The sequence below is a fragment of the Anaerophaga thermohalophila DSM 12881 genome (assembly GCF_000191885.1).
Classification (GTDB): domain Bacteria; phylum Bacteroidota; class Bacteroidia; order Bacteroidales; family Marinilabiliaceae; genus Anaerophaga; species Anaerophaga thermohalophila.
On sequence record NZ_AEWI01000027.1, the window covers coordinates 1 to 19,511 of the forward strand.

The 19,511-nt window shown below is 42.4% G+C and carries 6 protein-coding genes; 4 read left to right on the plus strand and 2 right to left on the minus strand.

Annotation, left to right across the window (positions count from 1 at the left end):
- Positions 1–124: 124 nt before the first annotated feature.
- Complete coding sequence (locus ATH1_RS20140; protein WP_139035338.1) at positions 125–1,366, plus strand: T9SS type A sorting domain-containing protein; 1,242 nt, start codon at positions 125–127, stop codon at positions 1,364–1,366.
- Between the two features lie 609 nt (positions 1,367–1,975).
- Entirely contained in the window at positions 1,976–12,298 is a 10,323-nt protein-coding gene (locus ATH1_RS19285) for a T9SS type A sorting domain-containing protein (RefSeq protein ID WP_010420762.1), read from the plus strand.
- Between the two features lie 1,001 nt (positions 12,299–13,299).
- On the opposite strand, the gene ATH1_RS0109610 is transcribed toward ATH1_RS19285, so the two are convergent.
- Together ATH1_RS0109610 and ATH1_RS0109620 are read right to left on the minus strand one after the other, a co-directional pair.
- Positions 13,300–13,539: a hypothetical protein gene (locus ATH1_RS0109610; RefSeq protein ID WP_010420768.1), complete on the minus strand. Its 240-nt coding sequence runs from the start codon at positions 13,537–13,539 to the stop codon at positions 13,300–13,302.
- Between the two features lie 713 nt (positions 13,540–14,252).
- Positions 14,253–16,403 (minus strand): acetate--CoA ligase family protein, encoded by a 2,151-nt coding sequence (locus ATH1_RS0109620; protein ID WP_010420774.1) that lies wholly within the window; start codon positions 16,401–16,403, stop codon positions 14,253–14,255.
- A gap of 427 nt (positions 16,404–16,830) precedes the next feature.
- On the opposite strand from ATH1_RS0109620, the gene ATH1_RS0109630 reads away from it, so the two are divergent.
- Positions 16,831–18,024, plus strand: a complete 1,194-nt coding sequence (locus ATH1_RS0109630; protein ID WP_010420776.1) for an ATP-binding protein — start codon at positions 16,831–16,833, stop codon at positions 18,022–18,024.
- Between the two features lie 323 nt (positions 18,025–18,347).
- On the plus strand, positions 18,348–19,433 hold the full coding sequence (gene hydE, locus ATH1_RS0109635; protein ID WP_010420779.1) for a [FeFe] hydrogenase H-cluster radical SAM maturase HydE: 1,086 nt from the start codon (positions 18,348–18,350) through the stop codon (positions 19,431–19,433).
- Positions 19,434–19,511: the final 78 nt, after the last annotated feature.

Here is a 19,511-nt window from a genome sequence, read left to right on the forward strand (position 1 = left end):
TAGAATTGGCCCTCATCATGACCAGTTTCAACTTTCTTTATTCCCTGATTAAAATTTTGAGGAAACTCCAGTTAATGTAAAACTTGAGTTAGAGGCCGGTAAAAAATTCTATTTGGGAAGTCCGGTGAAAAATACCAAACTTAAATGGTTTTATCCCGATAGTAATTTAGATAGTGATTTTGTATATGTTTTCCGGAGAGAACCTTCCTGGAGATGGATCAGGGTTGATGATTCTTATATTTCACAGAAACCTGAACTTCAGGAAATGGAAGCGGTATATGGCAAATACGGAGAAGGTAAAGTCTTGAATTATACCGGAGTAGTTAATAATAGCGATGTAACAAAATCTTTTGAATCAGGTTACTATTTGGTATCCAATCCTTTCCCTGTGGCAATTGATTGGGACAAAGATGAAGGTTGGGAAAGAGAAGGTTTTTCTACAACAATCTGGAGTTGGATAACTATTAATGGATACAGAACTGTCCAGACTATTAACAATGGGGTCGCTGCTATTAAGCCTGAAGGATATTCTGATGAAAATGCAAGCCATATTCCTCCTTACCAGGCAGTACAAATGAAAGTTGTTGCTGGTAATGCCAAATTGACCATTAAGCGTGAAGCTCGTGTAAAAAACAGTAATGCGCCACTTAAAAGTGCTGCAGGTCAGCAGTCATCATATAATCTAATCAGAATCCAAACCGATAATAACCTGCAGATTGATGGTACCCTTATCTATTTTAATGATACCTTTATTAACGGAGCCAGTGATGAAGACTCGGAAAAACAATTCAACAGTTCCGAAAATGTACCGGAAATATACACCAGAATTAACAACAGTGCTTATGCCATTAACGGTTTTCCGGAATTGACCGATAGCGAATATTCCATTCCGATAAGTGTTCGCAACCGTGTAGAAGCAGATGTTACCATGGCATTCGACCTGAAAGAATTCGGGGGCGGGTACACTGTTTATCTTGAAGATAAAGAAACCGGTTCATGGATTAATCTTCTGCAGCAAAGCGAATACGTTTATACACCTGCTCAAATGGGCGATGATCATGATCGGTTTGTTCTTCATCTTGAAAAAATACAACAGGTTGCTACCGGCATTAACCAGCCGGATACTGAAAGTACAGACGATATCGAAATTGTTGGTTATGAAGATTATGCACAGATTCAGATCAGTAATGAATTGTTGCAAACATCCGACGCTGAAATTGACCTTTTGGATATGAATGGCCGCTTGCTGAACAAAGTTACAACAAGACAAACTCAAAACAATGTTGATTTGCCCGATAATAGTGGCGTTTACATTATCCGCGTAAATATTGGAGATGTGGTTAAAACCGGTAAAGTTGTCAGGTGATTAGGCGAGTAGGTGATTAGGCGAGTAGGTGATTAGGCGATTAGGCGATTAGGCGATTAGGCGATTAGGCGATTAGGTGATTAGGCGATTAGGCGAGTAGGCGAGTAGGCGAGTAGGTGTTAGAAATTAAGCGCGGAGCGGTGACAGATCGGTAATAAAATCTGTTGGTAAAAGGACAAAACTGCGGAGCTGCGGCTGAAACCTTTAAAAAGTCTATCAAGTCCCCTTTTGACGAATTCAGGGGACTCAAAAATATCACAATTAACCCTGTGAAGTTAAAAAGCCTCGTTTCAAAATGTTGGAAACGGGGCTTTTTTGGATGTATAGAAAGTGCATTTGTTAGATAGCACTCAATATTTTTTGCGTTATCCAAAAACGGAGTTTACTCTTCTTAAATGAATATTTTAGCAAAGCAAATGGCACTTTATGGACAGGCGCTATTTATACTCAATATAAATCATTTCATCTACCGAAAAAATCTATTAATCTAATAAAACTCATTGGTTGCCAAATAATTTGATACGTTTACACAATAATAACGTATCTATTAATAAATTTAACAGTTCAAATTTTCTTTTTTGAACAGGGTTAAATATTGATAGAATAGATATGAAATCAAAAGTTTTACTTCTCAGTGTAGTTTGCTGTTTAGCCATTTCAGGCATTTTTGCGCAAATAAGTCCGGGTGGCATTGGAAATTCCGATGGCAGTAGCGGCCAACCGGAACTTTATCTTTGGTTATTGCCCGATTCCCTCGGGTTAAGCGATGGTGATGATGTTACTACCTGGGGTGATTATTCCGGGAAATCTCAGGATTTGTCTGCTTCTTCAGCTACTTCTCCCGTTTTTAAGGCTGGTGGTTTAAACAACCATGATTACGTGGAGTTCTCCAAGAGCAACAATCGAATTGTAAGCAATCCTTTTAACATGCCTTCCGGTGCCGTGTCTGTTTTTATGGTTTTAAGAACAACCGATAGTGGAGACGGGCTTCTTTCTTATGCCGTCTCTGGTTCAGATAATGAATATTTCTTATATCAGAGTAACGATCCCCGCACCTATATTAAGGGTAGCAGCAGCAATATGGGAAGTGCTTTTAATGACGGGAACTGGAAAATTTTTTCGCATCAATGGCGAAATTCCGATGGTCAATTATTAATGCATCTCGACGGAACCCGAACCCCTGCAGGATCAGGGACGCTTAAGTCCGGTGCAATCCTAACCAATGGTGGAGCTTTTGCCATTGGAGGCGACCAGGATGCTGTAGACGGGGGATATCAGGCTGGTCAGGCATTTCAGGGAGATATTGCAGAATTAATTGTTTACGGTTCACCTCTGAGAAAAGCTGAACGAACGGTTGTTGAAAACTATCTGGCCCAAAAATACGGGTTAGATGCCAATTTACCAGTTGACCTTTATGTTCCTGAGGATGCTTCCTATGTTGTTGGTATGACCGGTATGGGAAAAGAGAGTGACGGTACCACCGAACTATATACCGGCGGATTGGTTGTTACTCAAAACGGGAATTTTGTTAACGGTGATTATGTATTTGCTGCCCATGATGGTACTTCCAATGCGGTAAATACAACTCCGGGTGTTTTGTACCCCGAGGTTGAAGCAGCCTGGCAGCGCAATTGGTTTGTCGATAAAACCGGAACCATAGATGTGAAACTGGCTTTTGATTTTGGGGAAGGTATTGGTGGAAATTATCCGGCCAATATCGATAATTATCGTCTTTTGTATAAGGCTAATCTTGTGGATGATTATGATACCATTTCTGTTGTCGGGCGTGGTGTTCAGAATGGTGATCAGTTATATTTTTCTGTTGATGATGCTCAATTTAGCGATGGTTACTACACGGTGGGAACAATTAACCGGACCGATAGCCCGTTAGATGGTGTTGAAAATCGTACGTGGTACACCCTTATTAGTGGTAACTGGAATAACTGGGAGGTATGGACTTTAGATCCTTCCGGAGCACTTCCCAATAATCCCAATCATTTTACGCCCACAACTTCTCCTACGGCTGGAGCCGATAATGTGGTGATACTGACAGGGAAGACTGTGACGGTATTGAATGATAATAAATCCAATGGTGAGCTTACTGTTGACGGACGTCTGGATTTCCAATCAACATCAGGGCATAGTTTTTATAAAATAAAGGGACGAGGAAGGATTTTGCTGAGTGGAGACAACTTCCCGTCGGGTGATGCCGGCCATTTTATTTCCAAAGGCAAAGGCGAGGGTACGGTTGTTTATTATGGCAGCTCCGACTTTAATCTTTCAACGTACCGGGAGTTTTACAATTTGGAGGTCGATATGAATTCTCCTTCTACCAAATTGACACTCCTGAGTAATTACACTGTTAACGGGTATTTCCGTTTAAAAAGCGGTACCTTCCAAATTAACAACAATAGCTCCACCTCCAATCTTAATATCAATGTTACCGGTGATGTAAATGTAGAAGACAATGCATCTATTTTGACGGGAACCGGTAATGCCCGTCATCAGCTTAATTTGTATGGCGATTTCACCAATAAGGGGATCGTGAAGTTTACCAATCGCACTTCGCCAGATTACGGAAGTGAAACCACCGTTGGTGTTGTGGATGTGAATTTTCTGAATGATTCAGAAAACCAGACAGCATTTTTGGACGGCCCTTCTACTTTTTATCGTATCGAAATTGACAAGGGAACGGACGATACCTACGAACTGGTGCTGGAAGCAACAAATAGCAACTATTTTAAACTTTATGGTGCGGCCAATGAAAATCATGGTTCAGTCTCTCAATTAACAGACAATAATAATGCTCTTGGGCTAATTAAAGGGACTGCCAGAATAAAAAGCAATATCAGTATCCCTGTTCTTAATAATACAGGTAATTATAATATTTCTGAAAGTGCCTGTTTATGGGTAGATGGAGGATTTGTTGCTAAGAACAGCGGAACTACCATCGTAACTTACGGAAAAATTCAGGTTAGTAGCGGAACCCTGGAAGCCACGGTTAACAGTGGTATTACTATGCGGGAAAACGGATTGGTGAAGGTTGAAGGAGGTGTTCTTAATATGAATCAATTAAGAACATCTACTCTGGGTTCGAATAATATAGGCGGTTACGTTCAAAGCGGCGGAACGACCAATATCCTTGGCGGAAGTACTCATACTGATTACTATTGTTTTAATCTTACCTATCCCGGAAATGTTTTTAACATGTCAGGAGGTACCTTGCACATTCACCAGGCGAATAGTAAAGGCGGTATTTTTATAGCCTCGGATGAAACAAATTACAATGTTACCGGTGGCACCGTGATTATGGAAATTGATAATGACAACGACTTTCCCATTACTTCCACAGCACCGTTTTGGAATGTCATTGTGCGGAACTCCAGCAATGGTCCAGGTAAACACCTGTTAACCGGTGGTACGAATGTTGGCACTACTGATGAAAATTTGACAGTGCAGGACTTACACGTCCTCAATGATTTGACTATTGAAACAGGGACTACCAGAAACGAAACGGCCGGTGGTGTATCTAATACTTACGGAAGTTATCTTGATTTAGTTCCCGATAATGCCACCCCTGCAGATTTGTATGTTGGGCGAAACTTGACCATCGGAGATAGTGCTGTATTGGACGTTTGGGGCTGGACAGGAAGTGACAATAGTACCAGTGCAACTGTTTATTTTAATAGTTCAAAAGATGCTGTTTTATACATTGGAGATATCACATCTTATACCAATGCGTTGCTGGAATACGAATCGCCAAATATTTCGGATGGTGGACCTGACGGAAACTTTCCAACTGCCGGAACCGGTGAAATGCATACCTGGAAATACAATCTTCCTTTGTATAATTTAATTGTTGATAAACCCGGTGGTAAATTGTCATTAGCTGCTAAAAGTCCCGGTAAAGGTGGAAGCTGGGGCAATGCAGCCGGTCAGGCAGGAAACTGGGTATTGAGCAATGGTGGTAAAAATACACGTCGCTGGCTGAGTCAATTGTTAAGTATCAAAAATCAGTTTAAATTGCTTAATGGTACGTTCAGTCAGATAGACCCTTATAATACTGTTACTCTTGTTGAAAACGGAGGTGGAACTTACGGTTCTGTCGGTGATCCCGTGGGCTATAGTGTGAATTTTTATACCACCGATGTGGAAATTCGCGACACCATGTTTGTGTATAAGGAAGGCACAACTCCCAAAGAGGGAATTATTGAAGTACGGTCCCCCGATTCATTGACCTTACAAACTACAGACAATGCATTTATTGGTAATATGCGCTTCATCGATGACCACAACAACCCGGTTACCCTGGTAAGCGATGTGCATTTTGGCCGTATTGAATATTTCAATGGTACTATTGATATTGGTACGCATAACCTTAAAATAGATTTATTTGAAACATACGCAGTAACTAACAGTATACGAATGGCCGGAGTTGCTTCCGGGCAGCCGGTATTTGATGTGCCCGACTTTATTCGTATGGCCGGAAATGCTTCGGATGGCGGTCTGTCACTAAAAGTGCCCAAACAGCCGACCTGGCCGTTACCTGACAAAGATGAATTTGAGTATTTATTAGACTCGTGGGACGAAGAACAAGGTCCTTACGCATTCCCTGACAGGCTATGGTTTCCGATAGGCACGGATGCTTCGGGTTCCGATAAATACACCCCCGCTATATGCCGTTTACATGACCATGGAATCACCGATGGCGATGAGTACATTACAGTACGTGTTGTGGATAAAGAGTTGAAAACTACGGATTTATCCGGCGGGGATATCCTCTCTTACTACTGGAACGTTGATTTTGAAGGCTATGACGAAGGCGAAGAACCCACGGTAAGCTGGATTTTCCAATACGATGACAGTGATCTTGATATAGGCGGGAGTAGTGAAGCTTTATTTGTGCCCGGGAAAGTACTTGACGGCGGTGCATACACGCGTAGCGATGAAGGCGGAACAGCAGCGGTAAAAGATGGCGGCGCTTCCAACATCGAAGGGAATATCCTGGGCAATGACCCGGCCAATATCATCATCTTCAATGGCACAGGTACCAGCGGTGCTCCTGACCCGAATGACAATATTGAAAGTATTAACAGCAGGATGTTCAACACAGATGCTACCGGTCCTAACATCAACACGAATTGGCAGAATGCCTGGCCCAATGCCGGCTTTACCCTCGAAAACGCAAACTATACTGCCGGTGAGCCTAATCGCTTTGTCGGCGCTCCTACGGTTTACTATAGTAGACGAAATAGTGGCTTTGGTGGATTTGACTGGGACCTGACTACTTCATGGTATGATAATCCAACCGATACTTGGCCAAATACTTCATCTGATTATCCTGGTGCCGGTGATATCGCCGTAATTAGAGGTGATAACGGGGAGGATGGTATCAATGTTAGTGGTACGCAGGAAGCTGCGGAAGTTATTTTTCAACGTGAAGGCACTTATACAGATATTGAAGATTTACCCCGTTTAAGATTTGCACCAGACGACCAATTAACTGTAGGAAAAATTTCTGGTGTTGGTGACCTTTATTTGCAACAAGCTATTGGAAATAGTCCAACATTGAATGCCGACATTGGTGAGTTTGCTGCTAATGATACAAGTTTGGTAGAATTTTATTTATCGAGTGATAATGGCACATATAATGTAGATTCGGGTGATTTCTTTGATGTTTTACCCACATTAAGGGTTTACGGTAATAATGGCAATTATAATCGCATTGTAAGTTTTAATTATGATATGAGCCTTAAAAACCTTATTGTGGATGGGGAGGCAGTAATGAAAATGGGTGGAAACTATAACGTTGAGAACAGGACACGTTTAGGCTATACAGGCGGTGGCAGAATTGAATATCCAAATGGTACAGACTCATATTCGCTTAAAACGGGTGAATTTGTTACAGGAAGAGGAAAGAATCAAGATGATAATACTTTCAGAGTAACTGTTGATGAAGGAGGAGGGAATGGCATTGAACATACCTTTGAAGTGGAAAGAGATATTAATTTGAATTTCCCGGGTACTGTAGGAGGTGAAGGTTCAATGATTTTTGATTTATTCTCGACAATCAATGATAATAATGTCATCTTAAAATTGTCAGGAACAGGTGATCACTCATTTATTGATAATTACAGTCCGGGAAATTCCACGATTGAGTTGTACAAAATTGTAATGAACAAAGGCACCGACACCACTTCCACCTTCACCTTCGAGGATAATTTCACCCTCAACGGCCCGACCTCGGGTGCAGGTGTACCCAAGGCCATCGAACTCAAAAACGGGAAGCTCATCCTTAACGACCCTGATATCAATGTGGATTTAACCACCGGCGATGATAATTTCTATATACCCGGTACTGCCGGTCTGGAAGTACGCCAGGGGCAAGCCAGTGCCAACGGTAACAGCGGCATTTTGCTGGATGGTATATTGCAAATCAGCGGTGGTACGGTGGATATGTCGGGCGGCGACAACTACATTCAGTACTCGGCCAGCGGAAGCGCTGCCATTAATGTGTCATCCGGTCATTTAATTGTGGGTTCTCAAATCCGAAGGGGTTTAACTTCGTCAGAGGGCATTTTGAATTATACACAAAGCGGAGGAACCGTAGTGGTAGGGAACGATGCAGCTCCCGAGAATGATCGGGGCGTTTTGGAAGTGCTTAATACAAACAGTAATTTTAGTTTGACCGGTGGTGATTTGTATATTGCCCGGGCACAGGATAATCCCGGGGTAGCTGCTCTTTATCTTAAACCTGCAACCTCAAGCGTGGCTGCAGCTGCTAATATTTTTATCGGGCATGCTAATACGCCGGCCAACCAGACTGTAGGAATATATTCAAATGTTGACCTGTCGAACTTAACAATTGACAATAGCAGTGGCAACGGTCCGGTAGCTCAGATTCAGACAGTGCCTCTTACTATCAATAATCATCTGGATATTCAATCAGGTGCTTCTTTTGATGCTAATGGACAGCAGTTAACTCTGAATGGCGATATTACGGTGAATGGGACTTTCATTGCCAACAATAATACCACTTTTTTCAGCAGTAACAGCGCTCAAGAAATCGTTGGTTCTCCCGCATTTTACAATGTGACCAAAAATGGCTCCGGTACATTGTCACTTAATGATGATGTAACCATTAACAATGTGTTCAGTCATCAAAGTGGCGTATTGTCTGATAATGGTCATACCCTGTCGGTAAAAGGAAACCTTGTATTTGAAGGTGATCATGACTGGGGAGGAACCGGAAACGGTATCCGGATGAATGGTACAGAACAACAAAATCTGCAAGGGAGTGGTGCCTTTGGAAAACTTACCATTAATAACCCGTCGGGTATATTTGTTCCCGAAGGTAATACCATAAATATTAAGGGGGCCCTTCAGTTGGAAAACGGTGTGTTCGATATTGGTAAAAACCTGCTTGAGTTAAACGCGGATGCTTCGATTATCGAAGGTAATGCGTTTTCTGAGCAAAATATGATTCAAACCAATATCTCGTTTACAGATGCCGGTATTAAGAAATGGTTCCCTGCTATCAGCAGTACGACTACATTTATTTACCCGATAGGTTCTGCAGGGAAATATACTCCTGTTGAATTTAATATTGACAATGTGGATGCAGGTGGTTACATCAGGATCAAAGCGGCTGATGAACTACATCCTACTGTCGTTAATGATGATGAGCCCTGTAACGATATTATCGATTCACTTAATGTCCTTAAATATTATTGGGTTTTAGAATCCGGCGGCATTAACAATCTTACAGGTTCAGCATCCATGAAATATTATGAATCTGATGTGCAGGTTGACAACTCATTGTCTGGTACAAATTACGATGTTTCTGATTACATTACGGCAAGATTGCTTCGGAACAGTACTCAATGGAATAAGTACGACCCTGCCAGTTTTGATCAGATCAATGAGTTGCTTACTTTCCGGTTTAGTTCCACGGATGATTATGGTATAAGCGGGGATTATACAGCCGGCATTGAAGATACAGAAGGCAGTTGCGAAGGAGCTATTCCCGATGAAGTGCCGGTTTATATATCTGTAGCTGACGGAATATGGAGTTATGCTTCTAACTGGGATACTTATCCTACTCCCGGAGGAACTGTGCCTGGCGGAGGGCCACGAGGTGCTTCAGTAATTATCCGGAACAATATTGATATAACGGATAATTATAAAGTCAGTTATCGTACTGAAATTGCAAGTGGAGGTACATTATCTGTTGGCAGTACATTTGGTCACCGACTGGGAGAAGTTACCGGTCAGGGAACTTTGAGTCTACTGAGGGGCGATTTGCCTGCAGGTGTTTATGAAAACTTTTTTTCAGCTTCGGGTGGTACTTTAGAATATGACGGAAGCGATAGCTATGATGTTCTTAGTGAAAACACTTTTGTCAATAACCTGCGGTTTGTCGGAACAGGGCTGAGGCGTTTGCCCAATCTGACGATTCAGGTTTATGGTGATATTGAGTTGAATGGGCCGACATTGATTAATGAACACGACAAAACATTGTCAATTAAGGGTGACTTTATCTTTGACAGTGGAACTTTTGATGCCGGAACAGGTGCTGAAGCCAAATTGGTACTTAATGGAAATACCACTCAGAACATTGGTGGATTAGCAGATTTTAATGGCAGTAATGATAGCAGGCTCAATCATTTTGAAGTTAATAATAGCGCAGGAGTTATTGTTGACAGTGATATTGAAATTCAGGGGTCCCTTATCCTGACAGATGGGGTTGTTAATAACAGTCTCGGAAACCGTTTCGCAGTGCTGTCTTATGAGGCGGGTTCTGTGTCCGGCGGAAGCTCTTCATCTTATGTCAGTGGGCCTTTTGAAAAGTCTGTAAATACGGGGGGAAGCTTTGCTTTCCCGGTTGGTGATAACGGACGTTATGGTGAAATCACTTTATCAGAAACCGGTACCACGAGTGCTGCTGTATGGGAAACACAATATTATAACCATAATCCCGGGGATGATGGGTTCGATCCCAATTCCCTGGTTTCTCCGCTGCAATTTGTGAGCAAAAATGAATATTGGCGCATAAAAGCTCCTGAAACAACCAATGCTCATGTTACCATCCGTTGGGACGCTCAAAGCGGAGTGTCAGCTGATGCTACCGAACGCCAATCGCTTCGAATTGTTAACTGGAAAGATTTATCGACCGATGCATGGGAAGAAGCAGGCAGTGTTATTACAGATAACGGGCAGAATGATGGTACTATAAAAAGTGGGACTAAACGGTCATTTAATGAATTTCCCCAGGGTAATTATTTTACACTTGGAGGTGTTCAGCTCTCTAATTACCCCTGGCTCGGAAAAACTGCTGATTGGTTTGATTCTCAAAACTGGGATTCCGGTATTGTGCCGTCAATAAGTACTGAAGTAAAAATTCCGGCAGCTACAGAAGTGGATTATATGCCCCAAATTGATGGCAACGCCTTCTGTATGAACCTGACCATTAATCCGAATGGTAATTTGACGTTGAAGCCGGGTGCCACTCTTGAAATAACCAATGATGTGGATAACAGCAGCACCATTATCCTCGAATCTACCAATTCCAATCTTTCATCACTGATGTTGCCGGAAAATCCGACAAACACGGGGACCGTTAATGTTAAACTCAAATTGGATGCTAATAAGAAGTTTTATTTAAGCAGTCCGATAAAGGATGCAAAGTTGAATTGGTTTTATCCTGAAGATAATATAAATAATGATTTTGTTTATGTTTTCAGGAAAGATCCCAAATGGAAATGGATAAGAGTTGACTATGCTTATATAAGCGAAAATCCTGATTTGAATGAACTGGAAGCTGTCTATGGGAAATACTTGCAAGGAAAAGAGTTGAATTTTTCCGGAGAAGTCAACAATAGTGATGTTACGAAAACTTATGGTCGGGGTTATTATCTGGTTGGAAATCCATTTCCTGCCGCCATTGACTGGGAAAACCCTGCAGGTTGGGTGCGTAATGGATTTTCCAATACCATCTGGAGTTGGGTCACAATTGAAGGAGAGAGAGTAATTCAAACTTATAACAATGGTGGCGACAATTTACCCGGTGCATGGACGCTTGAGCCCGAAGGATATGATGAAAGTAATATCAGTCATATCCCACCCTGTCAGTCTGTTCAGATGAAAATAGAAACTGCTAATGCAGATTTGACTATAAAACGGACTGCCCGTGTCAGGAACAGCGATGCACCATTAAAAAGTGCATCAAATGAAACTTTCTCGTACAATCTGATAAGAATACAGACCGATAACAATCTTTTGATTGACGGGACCGTGATTTACTTCAATGAAGCTTTTTCTGATGGAATAGGAGAAGAGGACTCAGAAAAGCAGTTCAACAGCTCTGAGAATGTACCGGAAATTTATACATTGATAAATGGAGAGCCATACGCGATAAATGGTTTTTCCGTATTGACGGAAGAAGAGTACTCAGTTCCGCTAAGTGTACGTAATCGTGTAGAAGGCGAAGTAACCATGAAAATTGATATGGATCAATTCAGTGCCAATTATGAAGTATATCTTGAGGATAAGGCTACCGGTTTTCGGACAAACCTGAAAGAAGTGAACGAGTATGTCTATACACCTGCACAAATGGGTGATGATCATGACCGTTTTGTTCTTCATCTGGAGAAGGTACAGCAGATTCCCACCGATATTGAAGAGACAGAAGGGAATGGGGTGTCCGGTATAGCGATTATTGGTCATGGACCGTATGCAGTTGTCCGGATTGGTCAGGAATTGTTGCAAAAAGATGATGCTAAGATAGAAGTGATGGATATAAATGGACGACTGATGAACAGCGTCACCACAAGCGAGACCGAAACAGAAGTTGATTTGCCCGATAACAGTAGTGTTTACATTATCCGGGTAAATACTGGAGATGTGGTTAAAACCGGTAAGGTCGTCAGGTGATTAGGCGAGTAGGTGATTAGGCGATTAGGCGAGTAGGCGATTAGGCGAGTAGGTGTTAGAAATTAAGAGCGGAGCGGTGACAGATCGGTAGTAAAATCTGTCCGGTAAAAGAGAAAAATGTTACAGATTTGCGACAGAAACCCGGATACCTTTAGCCCCCAGATTGTGGGGGGGGGCGAAAAATATAATCCTGTAAAGTTTGAAAGCCTCGTCTCCGAAATGTCGGATGCGGGGCTTTTTCAAAGAGAAGGAGTACATTTTTACAACTGCTCGCAATCTGTTATTCTCAACCAAAATTTTTACATCTTTAATGGTTGAGTGTAGTATAAAAAGACATATTTTTGTCAAAACCAAGGCGTTTTAAATTTTTGTACCGGAGTTAACTCATTGTTAATGAGGATGCAAAAATTTAAAACAGCAAAGAGTTTGGCAACAAAGATGCGTTTTAGACCGGGTTCAACATTTTGGCCTTTGAAGAGATTCTTCGCTTTGCTCAGAATGACAGACTGTCCCTTCTGTCATTCTGAGGAGGTAACGACGAAGAATCTACTTCCTGTTACAACAAGTTCCTTTACTCGTTTTTACCCTTCAAACATTTTTGGCCTTTGAAGAGATTTTTCGCTTTGCTCAGAATGACAGGAAGCCGTTCATGTCATTCTGAGGAGGCACGACGAAGAATCTCTCCCATTCACAACAATTTCCCTGCTTCTTCTCATATTGCCAACTCATAGCCACTTTGACCGCCTTCGGGAATACATCGCTCTGCTAAAGAAGAACGGAGCCTGAAGGGCTACTATATTTATAGGAAATATTTGCCAATTATAATGCGACGCCGAAGGTGTCGCACATTTATATAAAAGGCCGAACTTCCTGTTTAAGGATTTTCGGCCTCTTTTTGAATTATTTCTTTGATTGCCTCTGGCTGTAAAACTTCTCTTCTCTGAATATTAGCTCAAATATCTCACATCCAACATCTATACTCTATTCTCCAGCCTTTCACCCTATCGATCGTAATCATAATTCGGTGTACCTCCACCAAAAGGATTTTTTGACTCTGGAAATATTTTGTTATTATCGGTATTGGTTATTTGATTTTGATCAAAAGAAGAAACCTCAGGTTCAGGAATGACTCCTGAATATCCTTGTAGAGAAATCGCCCTGTCAATTTCCACCACTTCCAACACCGGCTTTCGGTAGGCCTTTTTATGGTTTGTACTATGTATGTTGGTACCGAGCTTCATCCAGGTAAATGCTGTCTTGGTTATTGTAAATCAATACTTTTTTCAGTTTATTCGGGGGGATTTATAATGATAATGTTTGGCCCCGGATAATTAATGTCTGTCCATAAAGTACCATTTGCTGTGTTACGCTTGCCGCCAAAATACGCATTTACGAATAAATTCAGTTTTTGGCGGCTTCTTAAGCCTTGCAACAGGCACTTTCTGAAGAGACACATTATTTGTTACAACGTTTCCCGACTTTACAGACGGGTATTAATTAAAGTTGAATAACAGAAAACATTCTCTTTCTTTCACTTATACACAGTTTCCGTTTACAAAGATTGCAAAAAATGAGGAAACTGCCTACAGGTTTGGACAAATATGGGAATTTCTTTGATGAATGGCGGAGAAAGGGAGTTAGGGGCGCCCTGAATTTCTATGAAGATTAGCACCTGACCTTGGAAAATATTTTCTAGTGTAGAGACTGCTGAAAAAGTCAGCAGCCTTTTTCAAATTTATTTTCATCAGTATAAAATTAGTCTGAGTCATTGGTCTGATGGAACTCGCATGCAAGAACTTATACATATTCTTATTGTGACTCTCAACCTCAACCTCAATCTCAGCCTCTATTAAATTAGTGAGATTCTTCGTCGTACCTCCTCAGAATGACAGAAGGGGCAGTCTGTCAATCTGAGCGGAGCGAAGAATCTACCCTCTTATATCTATAAATCTAATCATCTCTTTGACTTTTTTACATCTGTGTCAATCTGCGTCATCTGTGGTGCACTCTCAACCTCATCCTCATCCTCACCCTCATCCTCACCCTCATTTTTTTCCACCCTCATTCTCGCGTCCACTACTCTTATCTCGTTTTTGTTACCTATCAGGGGATTCAGGTCCATCTCTTTAATTTCGGTAGCAAAGCGCAACAGTGTGGACAGACGGACGATGATTTCCACAAATTGTTCTTCGTTGATGCCCTCCTGTCCCCTGAATCCCTGGATGATGGGATAACTTTTCAGGCTGCGTACCATCGACCAGGCTTCGTTGAAGGTGAGGGGTGCCAGTCCGTGGGAGTGATCGCCGAGGGCTTCCACAAAAATGCCGCCAAGTCCGCACAGGATAACATGCCCAAAGGTGGGTTCATATTTTGCCCCGATGAAGAGTTCTGTTCCTGTTTGCATTTTTTGAACAAGTACCGATTTAACACCTTTGATTTTTCGCATCCGGCGAAATTCTGATAGCAGGTGTGCGTCAGACTTGATATTTAGTGTTACACCTCCTACATCCGATTTATGCACAGGGCCTATTACTTTTATTGCAAGCGGGTAGCCAAATTGTTTTGCAATTGACATCAGTTCTTTTTTTGATGTAGCGACATCTTCCTGAACAACGGGGATTCCAGCTACCTGTAAAAGATTATTGATTGTGGCGGGGTCCAGGAATCCTTCCGGAGCATCTTCAATAACAGACCGGATAGCCGGGATATCGATTCCTTCTCTGAAAATGTCTTCATCGGCGGGCTCCGGGGTCTGATTGATGCTGGTGAGTGCCCTGGCAAGGACGACTTCATCAGGGAAGTTGATGTGACCGTGCGACAGGAAGAATTCAACTTCTTCGCGGGCGCTGGTGACAGAAGGAAGAATCGGAAATACCGGTTTACGGCATTGCTTCATCTTTTCGTGAATCATTTTGTAAGCATCAAAGACGCGGGAGAGGCCGGTACTGCCAAAAATGACGATCATACCGTGGATGTCATCCATTTTTGTGTCGCAATATTCGATGACTTTTCCCAGTTGTTCGGCAGTTCCCGTGGCCAGTATGTCAATGGGGTTGGAAGCAGATGCTCCTCGATTTAAAATATCAAGAATATCATCGTGTGCCTTTCCTTCTATGGGGGGTATGTTGAGGCCTCCTCCCGACAGGGCATCGGTAAGCATAACCCCTGCACCGCCGGCATGCGTGATGATGACCAGATTTTTGCCTTCCAGCTTTGGATAATTAAATACCGAAGCTACCGTGGTCAGTTCTTCCCGGCCGAAACATCTTACAATGCCGGCTTTCCGGAAAAGAGCTTCCACTGCCGAGTCGGCGCTGGCCATAGCTCCCGTGTGCGATGCTGTTGCTCTTTGTCCGGCTTCGGTAATCCCCGATTTTATGGCCGCGATGCGACATCCCTTACGCACAAGCGATGAAGCATGTTTGAGGAGTTTGTCGGGATTTTTAATGTTTTCTACATAAATAAGTTTGATGTTGGAGCTTTTGCCCGGCTCATACGCGTTGTCCCAGTATTCCAGTACCTCTTCAATGCCAAGTTGGGCGCTGTTGCCCACTGTTATTAAGGATGAAAAAGTGAGTCCTTTGGGTAAAGCCGATTCCAGGATGAAAACCGCTGTAGAGCCGGAGCCGGAGACGAAATCGCAGCCTTTTGGGTCGAGTTTTGGTACCGGTGACGTAAAAATGCCGTTGTAAGCCGGGGTCAATACTCCGATGCAATTGGGGCCGATTAAAGTTCCGTTGACTTCATCTACAATCTTTTTCAACGATTCTTCAAGTTTAGCTCCTTCGGGGCTGTCTTCGCTAAAGCCTGCCGAGATAACAATAAAAGCTTTTGTGCCTTTTTTTGCAAGCTCATCGGCAACAGTGACACAATGTTGGGCTGAAATTGCCAGAATAGCGAGTTCGGGGGGTTCAGGCAGATCGTTTACCGTCTTCCATGATTTTATTCCCTGCACTTTATCGCGCCCAGGATTGATGACGTAGAGTTTCCCGTTGTATTCCCCGTCCAGGATGTTTTTCAGAAGCTTTCCGCCGGGTTTGGTTGTATCTTCGGATCCGCCGACAACGACGATACTTTTTGGTTCCAGCAGGCTTTTGTTGATCATGGTGGTTTCTGTTTATCGTTTTCCCAAAGTTACCCTAATTGTCGGAGATATTCTTTGAGTTTTGTCAGGAAACCGGGGGTGTACCGGGGTTTGGGCCCACTAAATCCCCCCAAAGGGGACTTTGGGTTTTGGGAATTTGTGGAGATTCTTCGTCGTTACTCCTCAGAATAACAATGAGGAGTCGGCCATTCTGAGCGGAGCGGAGAGTCTAAAAAATGAGCAAAAAAACGAATAACCTTCGATTTTTAGTAATTAAAATAAATCCGTGTTTATCTGTGCAATCTGTGCCATCTGTGGTGAACTCTTAACCTTAACCTTAACCTCAACCTCAACCTCCATTTTACAATACCATTTGTTTATATGTGGTATTAGTTTCCACAAAAACATCTTATATTTGCGGAGTATATTCCACAATTAATTGAGTGTTATGGAACGTTTATATGATGTTTATCATCGTCTGTTAAGCAATACAAATGTTGTATTTAAGCGATTTATACGGGAAGAGATTGACTGGAACGACCGGTTGATTGCATTAATGGGTTCACGTGGTGTTGGAAAGACAACGCTAATGCTGCAATATTTGAAGGAAAATTATCCAAAGGACAATGATGTGTTATATGTGAGTCTGGATGATATCTATTTCTCTAATCACAAACTTGTTGAATTTGCCGGGGATTTTTATAATCATGGCGGTAAAATTCTGTTTTTGGATGAAGTGCATAAATACCCTTCGTGGTCTGTAGAGATAAAAAATTTGTACGACAGTTATCAGGATATGAAAATTGTTTTTTCGGGCTCTTCAGTCCTGGATATTTATAAAGGGAGAGGTGATTTAAGCCGGCGTGTTTCTGCATATTTTGTCCCAGAAATGTCTTTGCGTGAATACATAGAGCTTGAATATGGGATAGGGTTCCCATCATTTTCTTTGGAAACTCTCTTGTCCGATCACATCTCAATAAGCCGCGATATATGCGAAAAACTAAAGCCGCTTGCTGTATTTAAGGAATATTTAATCAATGGTTGTTATCCTTTTTACAAAGAGAGTAAACAACGGTATTTGGAACGTTTACAACAGGTTATTAATACCGTGCTCGAAACGGATGTGCCCATCACTCAGGGGGTGGAATATAAGAACATCATAAAATTAAAGTCTCTGATAGAGATAATCAGTTCTAATGTTCCTTTTGTGCCCAATATGTCCAAACTGGCTGCAATGGTGGAGGTTGATCGCAAAACATTATATCATTATCTGGAAATACTGGAGAGAGCCGGAATTATTCTTTTACTTAAGTCGGGGAAGGCAGGTCTTTCCCGTATGCGGAAGCCCGAAAAGATATTTCCAGGTAATGTGAATATCCTGAATGCTCTGGCCGATGAGAAACCTGACAGGGGTAATTTACGGGAGACTTTTGTTTTTCAGCAATTAAAGCCAAAGTATAAGGTGAATTATACTGACAGGGGTGACTTTTTGGTTGCCGGTAAATATACATTCGAAGTTGGCGGCAAAAATAAAAGCTTTGATCAGATAAATGATGTGCCTTCATCCTTTCTGGTGATCGATAATGTGGAATCTGGTCGCGGTAATCGAATACCGCTCTGGCTATTTGGGTTTTTATACTGAGTTATGTGTCTGGGACCTCCTAAATCCCCCCAAAGGGGACTTTGGGTTTTGGGAATTTGTGGAGATTCTTCGTCGTTACTCCTCAGAATGACAATGAGGAGTCGGCCATTCTGAGCGGAGCGGAGAGTCTAAAAAATGAGCAAAAAAACGAATAACCTTCGATTTTTAGTAATTAAAATAATCCGTGTTTATCTGTGCCATCTGTGGTGAACTCTCAACCTCAACCTCAACCTCAACCTTAGCCTCATCCTCATCCTCAATCTCAATTCTTCATTGAACCTCGATTTTTCTTATTAATTTCGTCCTTCTAAAATGAAACCGTCTTGAAGGATATTTTTCAAATAGTGGAATCGGGTTCGTGGAGTATTGAGAACCTTGAGCAGCTGCTGGCTCTGAGAGGTGATGAGCAGAAAAAGCTGCTGTCTCTGGCAGGCAATTTTTTGTTAAAAAGCCGGGGGAATGAAGTTTATTATCGCGGGCTGGTAGAATTTTCCAACATTTGCACAAAAGATTGCTTTTATTGTGGTATCCGAAAGAGCAATAAGAATGTGGATCGTTACGATTTGTCCGACGACGCCATTCTGGATGCTGCTGTATTCGCGTATGAACACCATTACGGTTCGTTCGTTATGCAATCCGGAGAGCGAGACGACCCTGTTTTTGTGGACAGAATTGATCGGCTGCTCAGGAAGATTAAAGAGAAAACCAATGGTAAGTTAGGCATTACGCTTTCCTTAGGCGAACAAACACCTGAAACCTATCGGCGTTGGTTTAAAAGCGGTGCTCACAGGTATCTTTTGCGTATTGAAACCTCCGACGAAGCGCTTTACAGGCAATTGCATCCCGACGATGAGAAGCACCGGTTCAGAAAACGGATGGATTGTCTGAAGGCTATTCAGGATGCCGGGTATCAGACCGGAACCGGAGTGATGATTGGGCTGCCGGGACAAACTTTTAAACAGCTTGCAGGTGACCTCCTTTTCTTTAAAAATTTTGACGTCGATATGGTCGGGATGGGGCCTTATATCGAACACGAGGATACGCCGCTTTACTTCAGGCGTTCGGAGTTATGGACACCACGGGAGCGCTTTCTGACAACGCTCAATATGGTCGCATTGTTGCGTTTAATGATGCCTGATATTAATATTGCCGCGACAACAGCTATGCAGGCCATTGACCCGATGGGGAGAGAAAAGGCGGTTCAGGCGGGTGCCAATGTCATGATGCCAAATATAACGCCATCGAACCTCAGAAGAAATTATTTGTTGTACCAGAATAAACCCTGTACCGATGAAGGGGCTGAAGATTGCTCAGACTGTCTTTCAATACGGCTCGAAATGATTGGCCGGCGGCCGGGTTTTGATAAGTGGGGCGATTCCGCTCATTTTTTTAACAGAATGAGGGAGTAATAAGCTGGAAGCAACCGCCCGAAGGGCATTTTGGTTCGCAGATTAGCGCAGATGGACGCAGATTTTATAATGTGAATA

What these genes read in the sequence shown, in the direction of transcription:
- ATH1_RS0109610 (WP_010420768.1), bottom strand. Translation starts at nt 13,539, where the DNA reads ATGAAGCTCGGTACCAACATACATAGTACAAACCATAAAAAGGCCTAC.
- ATH1_RS0109620 (WP_010420774.1), bottom strand. Translation starts at nt 16,403, where the DNA reads ATGATCAACAAAAGCCTGCTGGAACCAAAAAGTATCGTCGTTGTCGGC.
- ATH1_RS19285 (WP_010420762.1), top strand. Translation starts at nt 1,976, where the DNA reads ATGAAATCAAAAGTTTTACTTCTCAGTGTAGTTTGCTGTTTAGCCATT.
- ATH1_RS0109630 (WP_010420776.1), top strand. Translation starts at nt 16,831, where the DNA reads ATGGAACGTTTATATGATGTTTATCATCGTCTGTTAAGCAATACAAAT.